The organism is Janthinobacterium sp. NKUCC06_STL (assembly GCF_019345455.1).
GTDB classification, from domain to species: Bacteria; Pseudomonadota; Gammaproteobacteria; order Burkholderiales; family Burkholderiaceae_D; genus Janthinobacterium; species Janthinobacterium rivuli.
The window spans coordinates 1,630,442-1,649,446 of the sequence record NZ_JAHKQY010000001.1 but is presented as its reverse complement, the minus strand read 5'-3'; the positions used below and the strand labels follow the sequence as shown (position 1 = coordinate 1,649,446).

Genomic DNA, 19,005 nt, shown 5'->3' with positions numbered 1-19,005 from the left:
GTTCCGAAGAAACTGGAGATGAAGCATGAGTAAATTTTATCCGCTGTGCGTGGCCAAGGTGCGCAACGAAACGCGCGACACCATCGCCGTCACGTTCGACGTGCCAGCTGAATTGCAGCAGCAGTTCCGCTTCCAGCAGGGCCAGCACCTGACCCTGCGCGCCAATATCAATGCGGAAGACGTGCGCCGCTCGTACTCCATCTGTTCGGCGGTGCAGGACGGCACCCTGCGCGTGGCCATCAAGCGCACGCCGGGCGGCGCCTTTTCCACCTGGGCGAACGACACCCTGAAGGCCGGCGCCACCATCGAAGTGATGCCACCCATGGGCCACTTCAACGTGCCGCTCGACTGCGTCAACCGCAAGCATTACCTGGCGTTCGCGGCCGGCAGCGGCATCACGCCCATCCTCTCCATCATCAAGACGACCCTGCTGACGGAACCACTGAGCCGCTTCACCCTTTTCTACGGTAACCGCGCCTCGTCATCCGTCATCTTCAAGGAAGAATTGACGGATCTGAAGGATGTGTACCTGGAGCGTTTGAACCTCGTCTACGTGATGAGCCGCGAGCAGCAGGATATCGAACTGTTCAACGGCCGCATCACGCAGGAAAAATGCGAGCAATTCCTGCAGCACTGGATCAAGGTCGAAGACTACGACAACGCCTTCATCTGCGGCCCGGAAGACATGATGCTGGGCGTGTCCGCCGCCCTGCAGGCGGCCGGCATGCCCAAGCAGAATATCAAGATCGAACTGTTCGCCGCCAGCATCCCGAAAAATGCCCACAAGCCGCGCGCCCAGCTGGCCGCCGATACTGTGCAGGAAACGGAAGTGACCGTCATCATGGACGGCAACCACACCACCTTCACGATGGAAAAGGACAAGGAATCCCTCCTCGACGCGGGCCTGCGCGCCGGATTGGACATGCGCTACTCGTGCAAGGGCGGCGTATGCTCGACCTGCCGCTGCAAGATCCTCGACGGCAAAGTCGAAATGGACGTCAACTACGCGCTGGAAGACTACGAAGTGGCGCGCGGCTTCGTCCTCAGTTGCCAGAGTTTCCCTCTCACAGACAAGGTCGTGGTCGACTTCGACCAGGCAGAATAAGCCGGCGCAGGGCACGCGCCCTGCCGTACCTATTACCAAAGCGAGACGCCATGAGCTACCAAAACATCCTCTTCACCATCGAACAGGGTATCGCCACCCTGACCCTGAACCGTCCCGACAAGCTCAATAGCTTTACGCAAGCCATGCACGAGGAAGTGCGCGACGCGATTGCGAAAGTCAACGCCGACAGCAGCGTGCGCGTGTTCGTATTGACGGGGGCGGGCCGCGGCTTTTGCGCGGGCCAGGATTTGTCCGACCGCGCCGTGGAACCAGGCTCGAAGGGCGTGGACCTGGGCGAGTCGGTGGAAAAAAACTATGCGCCGCTGGTGCTGGCCTTGAAGGCTTTGCCCATGCCCGTGATTTGCGCTGTCAACGGCGTTGCCGCCGGCGCGGGCGCCAATCTGGCGCTGGCCTGCGACATCGTCATCGCCGGCAAGTCGGCCAGTTTTGTCGAAGTGTTCTGCAAACTGGGCCTGATCCCGGACACGGGCGGCACCTTCTTCCTGCCGCGCCTGATCGGTTCGGCGCGCGCCATGGGCCTGGCCATGCTCGGCGAAAAACTGACGGCGGAAAAGGCGGAAGACTGGGGCTTGATCTGGAAATGCGTCGAGGATGCTGAACTGGCGCAGGAAACGCGCAAGCTGGCCGTGCATTTTTCCACGGCGCCGACCAAGGGCCTGGCCTACACCAAGCAGGCGCTGGCCGCCAGCGGCGCCAATACCCTTCCGCAGCAGCTTGCGCTGGAAGCGCGCATGATGAGCGATCTCGGTAACAGCGACGATTACCGCGAAGGCGTGGCCGCCTTCATGGAAAAGCGCGCACCGCAATTCAAGGGACATTGATATGACCGCATTGGCAAATAACAGTATCGTCGCCGTCATCGGTAGCGGCGCCATGGGGGCCGGTATCGCGCAGGTGGCCGCGGCTGCTGGCTACCGGGTCAAACTGTATGACACGCGGGCGGAAGCCGTCAGCAAGGCGTTGGCCGACATCGGCAAGATGTACGCGAAGCTGGCCGACAAGGGCCGCATGACGCTTGACGAAGCCACGGCCGCCACGGCGCGCCTGCAGGCGGCCGGCAGCCTGGCCGATGTGAGCGATTGCGCCCTGGTGGTGGAAGCCATCGTGGAAAACCTCGACGTCAAGCGCGGCCTGTTCGCGGAACTCGAAGCCTTGGTCAGTGATGACTGCATCCTGGCGACGAATACCTCGTCGATTTCCGTCACGGCGATTGCCGCCAAGCTGCGCCGCCCGGAACGCCTGGTCGGCATGCATTTCTTTAATCCCGTGCCCCTGATGGCGCTGGTCGAAGTGATCAGTGGCCTGGCCACCAGCGAGCAGGTGGCCGCCACCGTCTACGATACGTCGATCGCCTGGGGCAAGAACCCCGTGCATGCGAAATCGACGCCGGGCTTCATCGTCAACCGTGTCGCCCGTCCGTTTTACGCGGAAGGCTGGCGCTTGCTGAACGAACAGGCGGGCGACGCCGCCACCATCGATTGCGTGCTGCGTGAAGCGGGCGGTTTCCGCATGGGCCCATTCGAGCTGATGGACCTGATCGGCCATGACGTGAATTTCTCCGTCACGCAATCCGTGTTCGGCGCCTATTTCAACGACCCGCGCTTCACGCCGTCCGTGCTGCAGCAGGAAATGGTCAACGCCGGTTTCCTCGGCCGCAAATCGGGCCGCGGCTTTTACCCGTATGGCGAAGGCGCCGTTGCCCCCGTGGCGCAGGCGGAAAGCGCGCAAGCGACCCCGGAATTCGTCGCCCTGTCAGCCGCCATCGGCGGCGATGGCCGTGGCCACAGCGGCATCATCCGCAGCCTGGTGCAGCGGCTCGAGCAGGTGGGCATCACCGTCAGCCGCCGCGTGACGCAGGAAGGCCAGGCGCACGACGAGGCGCCGGCCCTGCATTGCCATGGCGCCGCGATTTACCTCACCGATGGGCGCAGCGCCACCCAGCGCGCGCACGACAACCAGCATCCGGATACGGTGCTGTTCGACCTGGCGCTCGATTACGCCGGTGCCAAGCGCATCGCCGTAGCCCGTGCCGACCAGTGCAGCGATGCCGCCTACGCGGCCGTCGTCGGCCTGTTCCAGGCGGCCGGTTTCATCGTCACGCGCCTGGACGACGTGCCTGGCCTGGCCGTCATGCGCACGGTCGCCATGCTGGCCAACGAGGCGGCCGACGCCGTCAACCAGGGCGTGTGCACGGTGGCCGCCGTCGATATCGCCATGCAGAAAGGCGTCAATTATCCGCGCGGGCCGCTGGCCTGGGCCGATGCCGTCGGCGTCCAGCACATCGTCACCGTATTGCAGCACCTGGCGCTGGGCTATGGCGAAGACCGCTACCGGGTCTCGCCGCTGCTGCGCCGCAAACTTGCCAATGGAGATCGCTTTCATGCCGAATGAAGACCACAACATCACTGCACAAGCCCTGGCTGAAGCGGCCGCCGCCTCCATGCTGTCGCGTGACAACGCCACCGCCGCCATGGGCATCGCCCTGGCCGCAGTGGGCCCCGGCCATGCGCGCATGACGATGACGGTGCGCGCCGACATGCTCAATGGCCACCAGACCTGCCACGGCGGTTTTATCTTCGCCCTGGCCGACAGCGCCTTCGCCTTCGCCTGCAACAGCTACAACCTGAACACCGTGGGCGCCGGCTGCACCATCGATTACCTGGCGCCGGGCCGTGAAGGCGACGTGCTGACGGCGCATGCCGTCGAGCAGGCGCTGGCCGGCAAGAGCGGCGTCTACGACGTCAAGGTCAGCAACCAGGAGGGGCGCGCCATTGCACTCTTCCGCGGCAAGTCGATCCGCGTGGCCGGTGAAGTTATCAGCAATTGAAGTGACAAGAGCAGGCTTGAACTGCCGGTACAAATTACACAGTGATAGAAACGATTCAGGAGACAATGATGGTCCAACGTACGCCTTCCCCGAATGACCTCGAGCCGATCGAGCGCGCCAGCAAGGATGAACTGCAGGCGCTGCAGCTCGAACGCATGAAATGGACGCTCAAGCACGCGTATGACAACGTGCCCCATTACCGCGCCGCTTTTGACGAAGCGGGCGTGCATCCGGACGACCTCAAATCCCTGTCCGACCTGGCCAAGTTCCCGTTCACCGATAAAAAAGTCTTGCGCGACAATTACCCGTTCGGCCTGTTCGCCGTGCCGCGCGAGCAAGTGGTGCGCATCCACGCGTCGAGCGGCACCACGGGCAAGGCCACGGTGGTCGGCTACACGCAGAACGACATCGATACCTGGGCCAACGTGGTGGCGCGCTCGATCCGTGCCGGCGGTGGCCGCGCGGGCGACATGGTGCATATCTCCTACGGTTACGGCCTGTTCACGGGCGGCCTGGGCGCGCACTACGGCGCTGAGCGCCTGGGCTGCACGGTCATCCCGATGTCCGGCGGGCAGACGGAAAAGCAGGTGCAGCTGATCCAGGACTTCAAGCCGGCTATCATCATGGTCACGCCATCGTACATGCTCAACATCATCGAGGAATTCACGCGCCAGGGCCTGGACCCGGCCGAATCGTCGCTGAAGGTGGGCATCTTCGGCGCCGAGCCGTGGACGGACGCCATGCGTTCGGAAATTGAAGCGCGCGCCGGTATCGACGCCGTCGATATCTACGGCCTGTCCGAAGTGATGGGGCCTGGCGTGGCATCCGAATGCATCGAAAGCAAGGATGGTCCCGTCATCTGGGAAGACCATTTTTACCCGGAGATCATCGACCCGGAAACGGGCGAAGTGCTGCCGGACGGCGAAGAGGGCGAGCTGGTGTTTACCTCGCTGTCGAAAGAAGCGCTGCCCATCATCCGCTACCGCACGCGCGACCTGACCCGTTTGCTGCCGCCGACCTCGCGTTCGATGCGCCGCATCGGCAAGATCACGGGCCGTTCCGACGACATGCTGATCATCCGCGGCGTGAACGTCTTCCCCACGCAGATCGAAGAGCTGATCCTCAAGATGCCGCGTCTGGCGCCGCAATACCAGCTGGTGGTGACGCGCGACGGCCACCTCGACAAACTGGAAGTGATCGCCGAATTGCGTATCGACCTGACCGCCACCATCTCGGCCAGCGAAACGGACGCGCTGGCGCGCGAGCTGGAACACCGCATCAAGACCCATGTGGGCGTGAGCACGCGCGTGCGTCTGGTGGCCGCCGCCGGCATCGAACGCACGCTGACGGGCAAGGCCCGCCGCGTGGTCGACCAGCGCCCGAAGATTTTTTCCTGATAGCCCGCCCGAACAAGGAACCAGACATGAACGAAGCCTTTATCTGTGACGCCGTACGCACACCCTTCGGCCGCTATGGCGGTGCGCTGTCCAGCGTGCGCGCGGACGACCTGGGCGCGCTGCCGATTGCCGCGCTGGTTGCCCGTAACCCGTCCGTCGACTGGTCCGCCATCGACGACGTCTTCTACGGCTGCGCCAACCAGGCGGGCGAGGACAACCGCAACGTGGGCCGCATGGCCGCGCTGCTGGCCGGCTTGCCGGCGGCCGTGCCGGCCAATACCATCAACCGCCTGTGCGGCTCGAGCCTGGACGCCGTGGGCATGGCTGCCCGTTCCATCAAGGCGGGCGAGGCGGAACTGATCATCGCCGGCGGCGTGGAAAGCATGACGCGCGCGCCGTTCGTGATGGGCAAGGCCGACAGCGCGTTTTCGCGCGCGGCGAAAATCGAAGACACGACCCTGGGCTGGCGTTTTGTGAACGGCAAGATGAAGGCGCAGTACGGCATCGACACCATGCCGGAAACGGCGGAAAACGTGGCCGTGGAGTTCGGCATCAGCCGCGCCGACCAGGATGGTCTGGCCTTGCGCAGCCAGCAGCGCTGGGCGGTGGCCAACGCGGCTGGCGTCTTTGATCGTGAAATCGTGCCCGTCGCCGTGCCGCAGAAAAAAGGCGAGCCGAAGATGGTGACGATGGATGAACATCCGCGCCCCGACACCTCGATCGAGATGCTGGCGAAATTGAAGGGTGTCGTGAAAGTGGACGGCACGGTCACGGCCGGCAATGCCTCGGGCTTGAACGATGGCGCTTGCGCCATCCTGCTGGCGTCCGCCGCCGCCGTCGACAAATACAAATTGACGCCGCGCGCAAAAGTGCTGGGCATGGCCACGGCCGGCCTGGCGCCGCGCATCATGGGCTTTGGCCCATCGCCCGCGTCGCGCAAGGTGCTGGCGCAAACAGGTCTCACCATCGAACAGATGGACGTGATCGAGCTCAATGAAGCGTTTGCCGCGCAAGCCCTGGCCGTCACGCGCGACCTGGGCCTGGCGGACGATGCGGCCCACGTGAATCCGAATGGCGGCGCGATTGCCATCGGCCATCCGCTGGGCGCATCGGGCGCGCGCCTGGTGATGGCGGCGCTGAACCAGCTGGAGCGGACTGGCGGGCGCTATGCGCTGTGCACCATGTGCATCGGCGTGGGGCAGGGTATTGCCGTCGTGATTGAACGCGTATAACAAAGTAAAAACAAAGTAAACATAAAAGGCGCAGGCTTGTAAAAAAGCGCCAACCATAATTGACCGTAGTGCCAACCTGGTGGAGACCATAATGATTGCCAATATCTTCAAGAAAACCCTGATCGCCGGCGTGCTGGCCATGTCCGCCGCGGGCGCGTATGCGGCCGATAACATCAAGATCGGCTCCGTGCTGTCCGTCACGGGACCGGCCGCCTTCCTGGGCGACCCGGAATTGAAAACCCTGCAGCTGTACATCGAGAAGATCAATGCGGCCGGCGGCGTGCTGGGACGCAAGCTGGAACTGGTGCATTACGACGATGGCAGCGATGCCGCCAAGGCCAACGGTTTTACCAAGCGCCTGATCGAGTCCGACAAGGTCGACGTGCTGATCGGCGGCACCACCACGGGCGCGACGATGGCGATGGCGCCGCTGGTGGATCGCGCCAGCATGCCTTTCATCTCGCTGGCGGGCGCCGTGGTCATCATCGACCCGGTCAAGAAATGGGTCTTCAAGACGCCGCACACGGACCGCATGGCGGCCGAAAAGGTATTCGAAGACATGAAGAAGCGCGGCATCAGCAAGGTGGGCCTGCTGTCGGAAACGAGCGGCTTTGGCGCCTCGGGCCGCAAGGAGTCGCAAATCGTCGCCTCGAAATACGGCATCACCCTGGTAGCCGATGAAACCTACGGCCCGAAAGATACGGACATCACGGCGCAGCTCACGCGCATCAAGAACACCGCCGGCGTGCAAGCCGTCTTTGTCTTCGGCCTGGGCCAGGGTCCTGCCGTGGTGACCAAGAACTATGGCCAGCTGGGCATGGCCGCGCTGCCGCTGTACCAGTCGCATGGCGTGGCGTCCGACGAGTATTTGAAACTGTCGGGCAAGGCCGCCGAAGGGGTGCGCCTGCCAACGCCGGCCCTCTTGATCGGCGCCATGCTGCCGGACAGCGATGCGCAAAAGGCCATCGTCGTCGGCTACGACAAGACGTATAAAGACCGCTACAAGATCGACCCGTCGACCTTTGGCGGCTATGCGCTCGACGCCCTGAACCTGTCGGTCGACGCCATCAAGCGCGCCGGCGGCACGGACCGCGAGAAAGTGCGCGCGGCGCTGGAATCGACCAAGGGTTTTGTCGGCACGACGGGCGTGTTCAACATGTCGGCCAAAGACCACATGGGCCTGGACCTGTCGGCGTTCCGCATGGTGGAAGTGAAGAACGGCGAATGGCAATTGTCGAAGTGATGTAAGCCAGAAGTACCTGCGCGGGCCGCCCTTGAAGGCGGCCCGCGCATAGCCGAACATAATGGAGACACCATGGAAGTCGCTCAATTTCTACAATTTCTGTATTCCGGGATGACGGTCGGTTCCGCCTATGCGCTGGCGGCGCTGGGCTTTACCATCATCTACAACACCAGCGGCGTGATCAACTTCGCCCAGGGTGAGTTCATCATGCTGGGCGGGATGCTGGCCGCCGTGATGTCGGCCGCCGGCGTGCCGCTGCCGCTGGCCATCATCCTGGCCGTCATCGCCACCGGTCTGGTGGGCCTGTTGATGGAAAAAACCGTGATCGAACCGGCGCAAAATGTGCAGGTCATCACCCTGTTGATCATCACCATCGGCGCCTCGCTGGTGCTGCGCGGCCTGGTGCAAATCTGGCTGGGCAAGGATACGCATACACTGCCGGCCTTTTCCGGCGACGCGCCAATTGAGTTTTTGGGCGCCAGCCTGCTGCCGCAAAGCCTGTGGGTGCTGGGCGTGACGGTCGTCATCGTGCTGGTGCTGGGCTGGTTCTTTGGCCGCACCCTGATGGGCAAGGCCATGCTGGCCACCTCGCACAACAAGCTGGCTGCGCAACTGGTGGGCATCAACACGCGCAAGGTGCTGCTGTTCTCGTTCGGCTTGTCGGCCTTGCTGGGCGCCGCCGGGGGCATTCTCGTCGCGCCGATCACGTATACCTCGTACGACGCGGGCATCATGCTGGGCCTGAAAGGCTTTGTCGCGGCCGTATTGGGTGGCCTCGGTGGCGGCGCGGGCGCGATTGCCGGTGGCCTGATCCTCGGCATCGCCGAAGCCATGACGGCCGGCTACATCTCGTCGGCGTATAAAGACGCCGTCCCCTTCGTGCTGATTCTGCTGATCCTGTTCTTCCTGCCGCAAGGCTTGTTCGGCGCTAAAAATTCGGAGCGTGTATGACGACCTTCTTCTCCCGCTCGCGCCACAGTGGTTTGCTGGTGCTGGCACTCGTGCTGGCCATCCTGCCCCTGTTCCTCACGAATGCGTTCTACTATGACGTGGCGATCCGCATTGCCCTGAACGCCATCGTCGTCATTGGCCTGAACCTGTTGATGGGCTACACGGGCCAGATCAGCCTGGGTCACGCGGGTTTCTATGGTCTGGGCGCGTATGCATCGGCAGTGCTGACCACGCACTACAACTGGCCGCCGCTGGCCGCGCTGGCCGCCGGCGCCGTCGCGACTGGCCTGCTGGCGCTGTTGCTGGCCCGTCCAGTGCTGAAACTCAAGGGCCATACCCTGGCCATGGCGACCCTGGGACTGGGCATCATCATTTCCATCGTCATCAACAACGAGACGCAGTGGACGGGTGGCCCCGACGGCATCGGCGTCTCCGCTTTCAGCGTCGCCGGGCTGGAAATTGCCGGTGAAAAATCGTGGTACCTGGTGTGCGCCGTATTGCTGCTGCTGGTCACGTGGCTGGCGTTGAATCTGATCGACTCGCCCGTCGGCCGCGCGCTGCAGGCGATTCACGGTTCGGAAGTGGCGGCCCGCGTCGTCGGCGTCGATACGACGCGTTTCAAGGTGCGGGTGTTCGTGCTGTCGGCCGTCATTGCCAGCATCGCGGGCAGCATCAGCGCCCATTACATCGGTTTCATCACGCCCAACCTGGCCGGCTTCTTCCACTCGATCGAGCTGGTGACGATGGTGGTGGTGGGCGGCATGGCGTCGATCTTCGGTTCCATCATTGGCGCAGCTCTGCTGACGATCTTGCCGCAACTGCTGTCCAGTTTTGAAGGCTGGGAAACGGTGGTGTTTGGCGTGATCCTGATGGCGACCATGATCTTTATGCCCAAGGGCCTGGTGCCGAGCCTGGCCAGCCGTTCGCGCAAGCGTTCCGCTACGCCAAAGGCACCGCCTCAATCTGCGCAGGAGGTGTGAGATGCTGACGATTAACAAGCTGAGCAAGAGCTTTGGCGGCGTGCACGCGGTGCAGGACGTGAGCTTTACGGTCAAGGAAGGCAATATCCATTCCGTGATCGGGCCGAACGGCGCTGGCAAGACGACCCTGTTCAACCTGATCACGGGCGTGTACACGCCGAGCAAGGGCGAGATCCTGCTCAATGGCGAGAACGTGGCCGCCATGTCGCCGGACGCGCTGGCGCGACGCGGCATGAGCCGCACTTTTCAAAACCTGCAAGTGTGCATGAACATGACGGCCATCGATAACGTGATGGTGGGCGCGCATTTGCGCCTGAACCAGAACCTGTTCGCCTCCATGCTGCGTTTGCCGTCCGTGCGCCGCGCGGATGCGGCCTGTCGCGACGAAGCGGCCAGCCTGATGGAGTTTGTCGGCGTGGGCCGGCACATCGATGACGAGGCGGGGCAGATGTCGTATGGCGCCTTGAAACGCCTGGAAATCGCCCGCGCGCTGGCGGCCAAGCCGAAAGTGCTGCTGCTCGATGAGCCGGCGGCGGGCTTGAACCACACGGAGACGGGCGAGATCGAAACCCTGATCCGCAAGGTGGCGCAATCGGGCGTGACGGTGGTGCTGGTCGAGCATGACATGAAACTGGTGATGAATCTGTCGGACCATATTTTGGTGCTCGACTATGGCAAGAAGCTGGCCGAAGGGACCGCCGCCGAAGTGCGCGCCAATCCCGACGTGGTGGCGGCCTATCTGGGAGTGGCGGCATGATGAAGATGGAAAAACCTCAGACACCGCTGGTGCTCGACATCCAGGGATTGACCAGCCATTATGGCCGCATCCAGGCCTTGCACGGCATCGACCTGCAAGTGCGCCAGGGCCAGCTGGTGGCGCTGGTAGGCGCGAATGGCGCCGGCAAGACGACCCTGCTGCGGGCCATCTCCGGCGTGCAGCCGGTCAGCGCCGGCAGCATCGCTTTCGCCGGCCAGGATGTCAGCCGCATGAGCGCGGACAAGCGCGTGCGCAGCGGCATTTGCCAGGTGCCGGAAGGGCGGCAAGTATTCGGCCCCATGACGGTGGAAGACAATCTGCGCCTGGGCGCGTTTACACGCCCACAGCAGGACGTGGTCGGTGACATGGAACGCATGTATGGCCTGTTCCCGATCCTGAAGGAAAAGCGCCTGCTGCTGGCCGGGACGCTATCGGGCGGACAGCAGCAGATGCTGGCCATGGCGCGCGCGCTGATGGGCCGTCCGCAACTGCTGCTGCTCGATGAGCCGAGCATGGGCCTGGCACCGCTCCTGATCGCGGAGATATTCCGCATCGTGGCCGAACTGCGCGACCAGGGCATCACCATTTTCCTCGTCGAGCAGAACGCGCATGCGGCTCTGTCGATTGCCGACGTGGGCTATGTGATCGAGACGGGCGCCATCACCTTGTCCGGTCCCGGTCCCGAATTGCTGCATAACGAGCAGGTGCAAAGCGCCTACTTGGGTATGTGATGACGTAGGTCGGATTAGCGGGGGCGCCGAGCTGCTTGCGCGTAATCCGACATCAGCCGCTACGGCTGGCAATAATGTTTTGGAGAGCAATATGGTCAAAGTCTACGAAATCAACGGCGTCACCCCCGTCGTCCACCCCAGCGCCTATGTGCACCCGTCGGCCGTGCTGATCGGCGACGTGATCGTCGGTCCGCGCTGCTATATCGGTCCGCTGGCCTCGATCCGCGGCGACTTCGGCCGATTGATCCTGGAAGAGGGCGCCAACCTGCAGGATACCTGCGTCATGCATGGCTTCCCCGGCTGCGACACGGTGGTCGAAGTCGACGGCCATATCGGCCATGGCGCCGTGCTGCACGGCTGCCGCATCGGCCGCAATGCGCTCGTCGGCATGAACGCCGTGGTGATGGATAACGCCGTGATCGGCGAGGAATCCATCGTCGCGGCCATGAGTTTCGTCAAGGCGGGCATGATCGTCGCGCCGCGCAGCATGGTGGTGGGCACGCCCGCCAAGATCATCCGCGCGCTGACCGACGATGAAATCAAATGGAAAAGCTCGGGCACGGGCCAGTACCACGAACTGGCCGTGCGCTCGATGCAGACAATGCGCGAAGTGGAAGCCCTGACGGAAGTCGAGGCGAACCGCCAGCGCCTGAATTTCGAATCGGCCTTGCCGCTGCACCTGCACAAGAACGCAGCGGCGCAGTAAAAACCTACATAGGAGTAAACCACATGGCTCACATATCCACCCTGCAAAGCCTGATCGCCGGCCGCTGGCTGGGCGAAAGCGCCGCCGTGCCCCTGCACAGCGCCTTGAACAACCGCGTCATCTATCACACGCATGCGGAAAAGATCGACTTTGACGAAGCCGTCACGTATGCGCGCAAGACGGGCGTGCCGGGCCTGATGGCGCTCGATTTCCAGCAGCGCGCCGCGCGCCTGAAGGCACTGGCCTTGTATCTGGTCGAGCGCAAGGAAGAGCTGTATGCGATCTCGCATTTGTCGGGCGCCACGCGCGCCGACAGCTGGGTCGATATCGAAGGCGGCACGGGCACCCTGTTCGCCTACGCCAGCATGGGCAGCAACGAGCTGCCATCGTCGAACGTGCTGCACGAAGGCCCGGCCATCGCGCTCGGTAAAAAAGGCGGTTTCGCCGGCACGCACATCCTGGTGCCGCGCGGCGGCCTGGCCGTGCACATCAACGCCTTCAATTTCCCCATCTGGGGCTTGCTGGAAAAATTCGCGCCCAGCTTCCTGGCGGCCATGCCCTGCATCGCCAAGCCGGCCACGGCGACGAGCTACCTGACGCAAGCCGTCGTGCGCATGATGCATGAATCGGGCTTGCTGCCGGCTGGTAGCCTGCAACTGGTGATCGGTTCCACGGGCGACTTGCTGGACCGCCTGAATGGCCAGGATTTCGTGACATTCACGGGATCGGCCGCCACGGCCGCCAAGCTGCGCACCAATTCCAACCTGATCGCCCAGTCCGTGCCGTTCAACGGCGAAGCCGATTCGCTCAACTGCGCCATCCTGGCGCCGGACGTCACGCCGGACGACGTGGAATTCGACCTTTTCGTCAAGGAAGTCGTGCGCGAGATGACGGGCAAGTCGGGCCAGAAGTGCACGGCGATCCGCCGCATCATCGTGCCCGAGCACCTGATGGACGCCGTCGGCACGCGCTTGCGCGAGCGCCTGGCCAAGGTGGTGGTGGGCGATCCGTCCATCGAAGGCGTGCGCATGGGCGCGCTGGCATCGAAAGAGCAGCAGAACGACGTGGCGGAACGTGTCGCCACCCTGTCGCAGGGTAACGAGGTGGTGTTCGGCGCGGCCGACGGTTTTAGTCCTTTGGGCGATGGCGCCCTGGAGGGCAGCTTCTTCTCGCCGACCTTGCTGCTGTGCCGCGACGCCTTCGGCAACGACGCCGTGCATGACGTGGAAGCGTTCGGCCCCGTCAGCACCATGATGGGCTACCACGATATCGATGAAGCGCTGGCCCTGGCCGCGCGCGGCAAGGGCAGCCTGGTGAGCACCCTGGTGACGCGCGATCCGAAGATCGCCGCGCGCGTGGTGCCGCAAGTGGCGGCCACGCATGGCCGCGTGCACGTGCTTGAGCGCGTCGCGTCCGTCGATTCGACGGGCCATGGCTCGCCCCTGCCGCAACTGAAGCACGGCGGCCCTGGCCGCGCGGGCGGCGGCGAGGAACTGGGTGGCGTGCGCGCCGTGCGCCATTACCTGCAACGGGCGGCCGTGCAAGGCTCGCCGACCATGCTGGCGGCCATCACCGGCGAATACGTGCGCGGCGCGGACGTCAACGAAAGCCCGATTCACCCGTTCCGCAAGCACTTCGAGGACTTGAAGACGGGCGACTCGCTGCTGACGCACCGCCGCACCGTCAGCGAGGCGGACATCGTCGCCTTCGGCGGCATCTCGGGCGACTTCTTCTACATGCACTTCGATGAAATCGCGGCCAAGGAATCGCAGTTCGGCAAGCGCATCGCCCACGGCTACTTCGTGCTGTCCGCCGCCGCCGGCCTGTTCGTCTCGCCGGGCGTCGGTCCCGTGCTGGCCAACTATGGCCTGGACAACCTGCGCTTCGTCGCGCCGGTGGCGATTGGCGACACCATCCGCGCCCGCCTGACGTGCAAGCGCAAGGTCGACCGCAACCGCAAGGACGTGTTTGGCGTGGGGCAGGGCGTGGTTGCGTGGGACGTACAGGTGACGAACCAGAACGAGGAACTGGTGGCCAGCTACGATATTCTGACCCTGGTGTCGAAGCGCGAATAAGCATTGCTGTAGCACCGCATCGGCCGGCGCCGCCCGCGATCTTCGCGCGGGCGGCGCTTTTTTTATCCGATTTCTTTTCGTCTTGAATTATCCATAAGTGTATGAAAAATATAGCGAAAGTGTGGTTTTGCACGGCGTGCTATTTAGATAAACCCCTCTAGAACGCGTGCTTTTTTCGTGAAAAGGGGTGAATTCACTCATTGCCTCAAGAAAACTTTCCAACGTAAAACCTTTTCTCTGTAGCATGGTTTTACTCACTGGTCACGCCGCCATGCACGCTCCTCGACGCGATGGCGGCGCGAAAAAAACGGACCCGGCCTTTTACGGCCGGTGAGCCATCGACCGCGAGTCCCATTCCACGTTCACCGCTACGGGTATTTAATTACTATGAATAAACACGTCCTGATTTTCCTGCTGGCCATGCCCTTGGCCATCAGCCATGCCTACGCCGAAGAGGCCACTGGCCCCTCCGTCAAGATCAGCGGTTACGGCACGGCCGCCCTGACCATGGCCGTTACCGACAACGCCCAGTTCGCGCGCCCGAACCAGGCTGCCGGCGCGGGCCGCACCGCCCGCACAGGCGTCGATTCCAACCTGGGGCTGCAAGCCAATGTCACCGTCAACCAGTGGTTGTCGGCCACCGTGCAGGGCCTGGCGCGCAAGGATGGCGAGGACGATTTCGGCGCCGAACTGGCGTGGGCCTTTGCCAAGGCCAAGGTATCGGACAGCTTCAGCGTGCGCGTTGGCCGCATGGGTCTGCCCGTCTTCATGATTTCCGATTACCGCAACGTCGGCTATGCCAACACCATGCTGCGTCCACCCGGCGAAATGTATTCGCAGGTGCCCCTCAACAGCATCGATGGCATCGACGGCACCTACCAGTTCAGCGCGGGCGACACCAGCATCACCACGCAGCTGGCGCTGGGCCGCACCAAGGCCACCCTGGCCACGGGTCCCGCGTCGACCGTGCAGGTGGAAGGCAAGTCCATCGTCGCCCTTAACGTGGTGGCCGAGCATGGCCCCGTCACCGTGCGCTTCGGCCGTGCCGAGACCAAGCTGACGATCAACGATTCGCCGAGCCTGAATACCCTGATGGGCAGCTTGCGCGCGGCCGGCGGCGGCTACAGGATCGCCCAGCTGGGCGCCCTGGCCGATGCGCTGGAAGTGAAGGACAAGAAGGCGTCGTTCACGTCCGTCGGCCTGGGCCTGGACTGGAACAATGTGCTGGTGCAGTCCGAATATGCGAAGCGCAAGACGGACAGCTATGTCAGCGACAGCACCTCGTGGTACGTGATGGGCGGCTACCGCATCGGCGCCTTTTTGCCGTACTACAGCCACGCCAGCCTGAAGGCCGATGGCCGCGTGAACAACACGGTGCCCGCATCCTGCCCGGCCGGCTATCCGGCCGCCTGCACGCCGACCCTGCGCGCCCTGTCGGCGGGCGTCGACACGCTCGCTTATACGCGCAACCAGCTCGAGCAATCGACGGACAGCATCGGCGTGCGCTGGGACTTCCACCGTTCGGCCGCGCTGAAGGTGCAGATCGACCGCATCAAGCCGAAGAACGGCCCGGGCCTGTTCGTGCAAGCCAAGCCGGGTTTCCATGGCCCCGTCACGGTGGCTGCCGCCGCCATCGATTTCGTTTTCTAAGGAGCGCCGCATGAAACCATTGATCTTGAATGTGGCTGCCTTGCTGGCCTTGTCGACCGCTGTTCCCGCCATGGCCGAAGTGGTCGTGGTGGTCAATCCGAAGAGCGCCGCGGGCGCCATGACGAATGAACAGGTGGCGCAATTTTTCCTCGGTAAATCGACGGCCATGACGCCGATCGACCAGCCGGAAGGCGCGCCCGTGCGCGCCGAGTTCTACAAGAAGGTGACGGACAAGGAACCGTCGCAGGCAAAGGCCTTGTGGTCCAAGCTGGTCTTCACAGGCAAGGCGACCTTGCCGAAGGAAGTGGCCAATAGCGCCGACGTGAAGAAGGCTGTGGCCGCGGATCCGAAAGCCATCGGCTATATCGAAAAGAGTGCCGTCGACGCCAGCGTCAAAGTGGTGCTGACGGCACCATAAAGCCGGCCCGGGCCACGCGCCATGCGGCGGCCCGGTACACATACATCAGGAGACAGCAATGAGCATCAAACGCAAGATATGGGCGCTGCCTGTCGTCTCGGCCGTGATTTTCGGACTGGGCCTGGCCGTCAGCGCCTATCTGTCCACGGCCACGCTCAATTCCATCCACGCCACTGAAAGCGCCGACTATCCCGTGCTCGACATGGCCAAGTCGCTGACCCTGGACGTGGCCGCCGTCGGCGACGCCCTGCGCGACGCGGTCAGCGAAGGCGACAAGGAGCGCATCGGCCAGGTCGGCGGCCAAGCTGTCAAGCTGCGCGAAAAACTGGCCGCCTTTGCGGCGATCCCCGGCCAGCGCGAGCAGGGCCAGCGGCTGGCCAGGGAATTCGATGCCTACTATGCGCCGGCCCTGAGCGCGGCGCGCATCATGCTGGAAATGGAAGAGGGCGACCCGCAAGCGACCGTGGCGCGCATGCAGGGCGCGCTGGCGGTGCTCAACACGGACCTGGCCAAGACCAACGAACAGGCGCAATTACAATTCAAGCAGGGCATCGAACGCAGCGCGGCGAATGTGCGCAATGCGCTCAATACCAGCATCGCCGTGGCGCTGGCCGTCATCGTCTGCCTGGTGGCCGTGTCGCATTTCGTCGTGCGCGCTATCTGGCAGCAGCTCGGTGGCGAGCCCGAATACGCGCGCCAGATCGCGCGCGCCGTGGCCGATGGCGACCTCTCGATGGAGATCGCCACCGAGGCGGGCGACCAGGCCAGCCTGCTGGCGGCATTGAAAGAGATGCGCGGCCGGCTGGCCGGCATGGTGTCCGGAATCAAGGCGTCGGCTGAAACCATCCAGGTGGCCAGCGCCGAAATCGCGCAGGGCAATGCGGACCTGGCCGCACGCACGGAATCGCAGGCGGGCAGCCTGGATCAGACGGCGCGCAGCATGGACAGCCTGACTTCCACCGTGCGCGACAACGCCGCCAACGCGGGCCAGGCGCACGAACTGGTGGTGTCGGCATCGTCGGTGGCAGTCAAAGGCGGGCAAGTGGTCAGTCAGGTGGTCACCACCATGGGCGAGATCAACGACTCCTCCAAACGCATCGTCGACATCATCGGCGTCATCGACGGCATCGCCTTCCAGACGAATATCCTGGCCTTGAATGCGGCCGTGGAAGCGGCGCGCGCGGGTGAACAGGGACGGGGCTTTGCCGTGGTAGCGTCCGAAGTGCGCAACCTGGCGCAGCGCAGCGCGGCTGCGGCGCGCGAGATCAAGCAATTGATCGGCGACTCGGTGGCCAAGGTGAATGTCGGCTCGAAGCTGGTTGACGAGGCGGGTCTGACCATGGGCCAGATCGTCGACTCCGTGAAAAAGGTAGCCGATATCATGGCCGAGATCAGCGCCGCGAGCCAGGCGCAAAGCGCCGGCATCGGCGATATCGGCGTGGCCATCGGCAGCATGGACCAGATGACGCAGCAAAATTCCGCGCTGGTGGAAGAAGCGTCGGCGGCCGCGGAATCGTTGCAGGAACAGGCCGTGCAACTGGGCACGGCGCTGGCCGTGTTCAAGCTGGCGCAGGGTGGTTTATCCAGCATGCCCGTACCACGGCGGTTGGCGTTGACGAAGACGTAGCTTGGATTAGCGCAGCGTAATCCAACACAAGGGCGTCACGCTACGCCCGCAGCCCGAACGGATCGTCGATGCTGTGCGCCGGCTGCGTGAACCAGCGCGGACCGTTTTCCGTCATGTAGAAATGGTCTTCGTGGCGGATGCCGAATTCGCCGGGGATGCAGATCATCGGCTCGTTCGAGAAGCACATGCCCACGTCGAGCGGCGTCGTGTCATTGCCCACCAGGTAAGGCCACTCGTGGATATCGAGACCGATGCCGTGGCCCGTGCGGTGCGGCAGGCCTGGTAATTTGTAGCCGGGGCCAAAGCCGTCGGCTTCCAGCGAGACGCGCGCGGCACGGTCGACGTCGCCGCAGGGCACGCCCAGCCGGGCGGCGGAAAACGCGGCGGCTTGCGCGGCCTTTTCGCTGTTCCACACGCTGCGCTGGCGCTCGCTGATGTCGCCAAACACATAGGTGCGCGTGATGTCGGAGATGTAGTTCATCACCTGGCAACCCGTGTCGATCAGCACCGTGTCGCCCGCCTTCAGGGTTTGCACGTAATTGACGCCATGCGGATACGCGGTCGCTTCGCCGAACAGCACGATGCAGAAATACGAACGGGGTGCCCCCACCTTGCGGTGTGCGCGCTGGATGAATTCTTCCACTTCCACCGTCGTGATGCCTTCGACCAGCATGCTGGCCGTGGCCACATGCACGGCCAGGGTCATGTCCATCACGCGCTGCATCAGGGCGATTTCCGCCTGCGACTTGCGGCTGCGGCAGTACGCGGTGACGGCGCGCGCGTTTTCCAGCGCGTAGCCAGGGGCCAGCGGCTTGATGCCGTCGTAGATGAAGAAGGCGGCGCTTTCGCAGATGCCCACGCGCGGCGGTGCAGCCGCATCCTGGGCTATCCCCATGCGCGCCAGCACGTTGACGAACAGCTGGTACGGGCTTTCATGCTCTTCCCAGCAATTGACCTTGCCTTCGATGAGCATGAAGCCTTGCAAGGTGCTTTCCTCGAAGGCGGGGGCGATGTATTCAATCTCTCCGCTGGCCGGCAGGATGGCGCCCACCATGCGTTCGCTGGCATACCATTTGGTACCCGTGAAATAGGTGAGGTTGGCACCCGCATTCAGGTAGATCGCGGCGATGCCCTGTTTGCGCATGAACGCTTGCGCCTTGGCGATGCGTTGTGCATGTTCGTCCTTGCCGATGGCGACCATGCCGCCCGTCATGTCCGACAGCGATGCCAATGCCTGTTCGATGGAAGTGCCACCTATGCTCATGCCTGCTCCTTTGTTCGATGC

The 19,005-nt window shown here is 63.6% G+C and carries 17 protein-coding genes; 16 read left to right on the top strand and 1 reads right to left on the bottom strand.

Features of this window, described 5'->3' with window-relative positions; genetic code table 11:
* Positions 1-25 precede the first annotated feature (25 nt).
* From paaE to KO539_RS07380, 16 genes are all read left to right on the top strand, one after another.
* Complete coding sequence (gene paaE / locus KO539_RS07455) at positions 26-1,105, top strand: 1,2-phenylacetyl-CoA epoxidase subunit PaaE (protein ID WP_219308164.1); 1,080 nt, start codon at positions 26-28, stop codon at positions 1,103-1,105.
* A gap of 50 nt (positions 1,106-1,155) precedes the next feature.
* Positions 1,156-1,947, top strand: coding sequence for a 2-(1,2-epoxy-1,2-dihydrophenyl)acetyl-CoA isomerase PaaG (gene paaG / locus KO539_RS07450; RefSeq protein ID WP_219308162.1), 792 nt, complete (start codon positions 1,156-1,158; stop codon positions 1,945-1,947).
* 1 nt (position 1,948) lies between these two features.
* The gene (paaH, locus tag KO539_RS07445; RefSeq protein ID WP_219308160.1) at positions 1,949-3,517 is read left to right on the top strand and encodes a 3-hydroxyacyl-CoA dehydrogenase PaaH; all 1,569 of its coding nucleotides are present in this window, start codon (positions 1,949-1,951) and stop codon (positions 3,515-3,517) included.
* Positions 3,507-3,953 carry a hydroxyphenylacetyl-CoA thioesterase PaaI gene (gene paaI, locus KO539_RS07440; protein ID WP_219308158.1) on the top strand — a complete coding sequence of 149 codons (447 nt, stop codon included), beginning with the start codon at positions 3,507-3,509 and terminating at the stop codon, positions 3,951-3,953. The genes paaH and paaI overlap by 11 nt, the downstream gene beginning before the upstream one ends.
* 68 nt (positions 3,954-4,021) lie before the next feature.
* Positions 4,022-5,350: a phenylacetate--CoA ligase PaaK gene (gene paaK / locus KO539_RS07435; RefSeq protein ID WP_219308662.1), complete on the top strand. Its 1,329-nt coding sequence runs from the start codon at positions 4,022-4,024 to the stop codon at positions 5,348-5,350.
* A gap of 26 nt (positions 5,351-5,376) precedes the next feature.
* Positions 5,377-6,582, top strand: a complete 1,206-nt coding sequence (gene pcaF, locus KO539_RS07430; RefSeq protein WP_219308156.1) for a 3-oxoadipyl-CoA thiolase — start codon at positions 5,377-5,379, stop codon at positions 6,580-6,582.
* Between the two features lie 91 nt (positions 6,583-6,673).
* Entirely contained in the window at positions 6,674-7,825 is a 1,152-nt protein-coding gene (locus KO539_RS07425) for an ABC transporter substrate-binding protein (RefSeq protein ID WP_100874518.1), read from the top strand.
* Between the two features lie 72 nt (positions 7,826-7,897).
* Entirely contained in the window at positions 7,898-8,776 is an 879-nt protein-coding gene (locus tag KO539_RS07420; protein ID WP_219308155.1) for a branched-chain amino acid ABC transporter permease, read from the top strand.
* A complete protein-coding gene (locus KO539_RS07415; protein WP_219308153.1) occupies positions 8,773-9,756 on the top strand; it encodes a branched-chain amino acid ABC transporter permease in 984 nt (327 codons plus the stop codon). The genes KO539_RS07420 and KO539_RS07415 overlap by 4 nt, the downstream gene beginning before the upstream one ends.
* A gap of 1 nt (position 9,757) precedes the next feature.
* Positions 9,758-10,513 carry an ABC transporter ATP-binding protein gene (locus KO539_RS07410; protein ID WP_219308151.1) on the top strand — a complete coding sequence of 252 codons (756 nt, stop codon included), beginning with the start codon at positions 9,758-9,760 and terminating at the stop codon, positions 10,511-10,513.
* Positions 10,513-11,244, top strand: a complete 732-nt coding sequence (locus KO539_RS07405; RefSeq protein ID WP_257626199.1) for an ABC transporter ATP-binding protein — start codon at positions 10,513-10,515, stop codon at positions 11,242-11,244. The genes KO539_RS07410 and KO539_RS07405 overlap by 1 nt, the downstream gene beginning before the upstream one ends.
* Before the next feature lie 91 nt (positions 11,245-11,335).
* Positions 11,336-11,950, top strand: a complete 615-nt coding sequence (gene paaY / locus KO539_RS07400) for a phenylacetic acid degradation protein PaaY (RefSeq protein ID WP_035822296.1) — start codon at positions 11,336-11,338, stop codon at positions 11,948-11,950.
* 23 nt (positions 11,951-11,973) lie between these two features.
* Entirely contained in the window at positions 11,974-14,025 is a 2,052-nt protein-coding gene (paaZ, locus tag KO539_RS07395) for a phenylacetic acid degradation bifunctional protein PaaZ (RefSeq protein WP_219308149.1), read from the top strand.
* A 387-nt stretch (positions 14,026-14,412) separates the two neighbouring features.
* Entirely contained in the window at positions 14,413-15,675 is a 1,263-nt protein-coding gene (locus tag KO539_RS07390; protein WP_219308147.1) for a hypothetical protein, read from the top strand.
* A gap of 10 nt (positions 15,676-15,685) precedes the next feature.
* Positions 15,686-16,093, top strand: coding sequence for a hypothetical protein (locus KO539_RS07385; protein WP_219308145.1), 408 nt, complete (start codon positions 15,686-15,688; stop codon positions 16,091-16,093).
* A gap of 58 nt (positions 16,094-16,151) precedes the next feature.
* Positions 16,152-17,720, top strand: coding sequence for a methyl-accepting chemotaxis protein (locus KO539_RS07380; protein WP_219308143.1), 1,569 nt, complete (start codon positions 16,152-16,154; stop codon positions 17,718-17,720).
* Between the two features lie 40 nt (positions 17,721-17,760).
* Here KO539_RS07380 and KO539_RS07375 read toward each other — a convergent pair whose 3' ends face one another.
* A complete protein-coding gene (locus tag KO539_RS07375; RefSeq protein WP_219308142.1) occupies positions 17,761-18,984 on the bottom strand; it encodes a Xaa-Pro peptidase family protein in 1,224 nt (407 codons plus the stop codon).
* Positions 18,985-19,005: the final 21 nt, after the last annotated feature.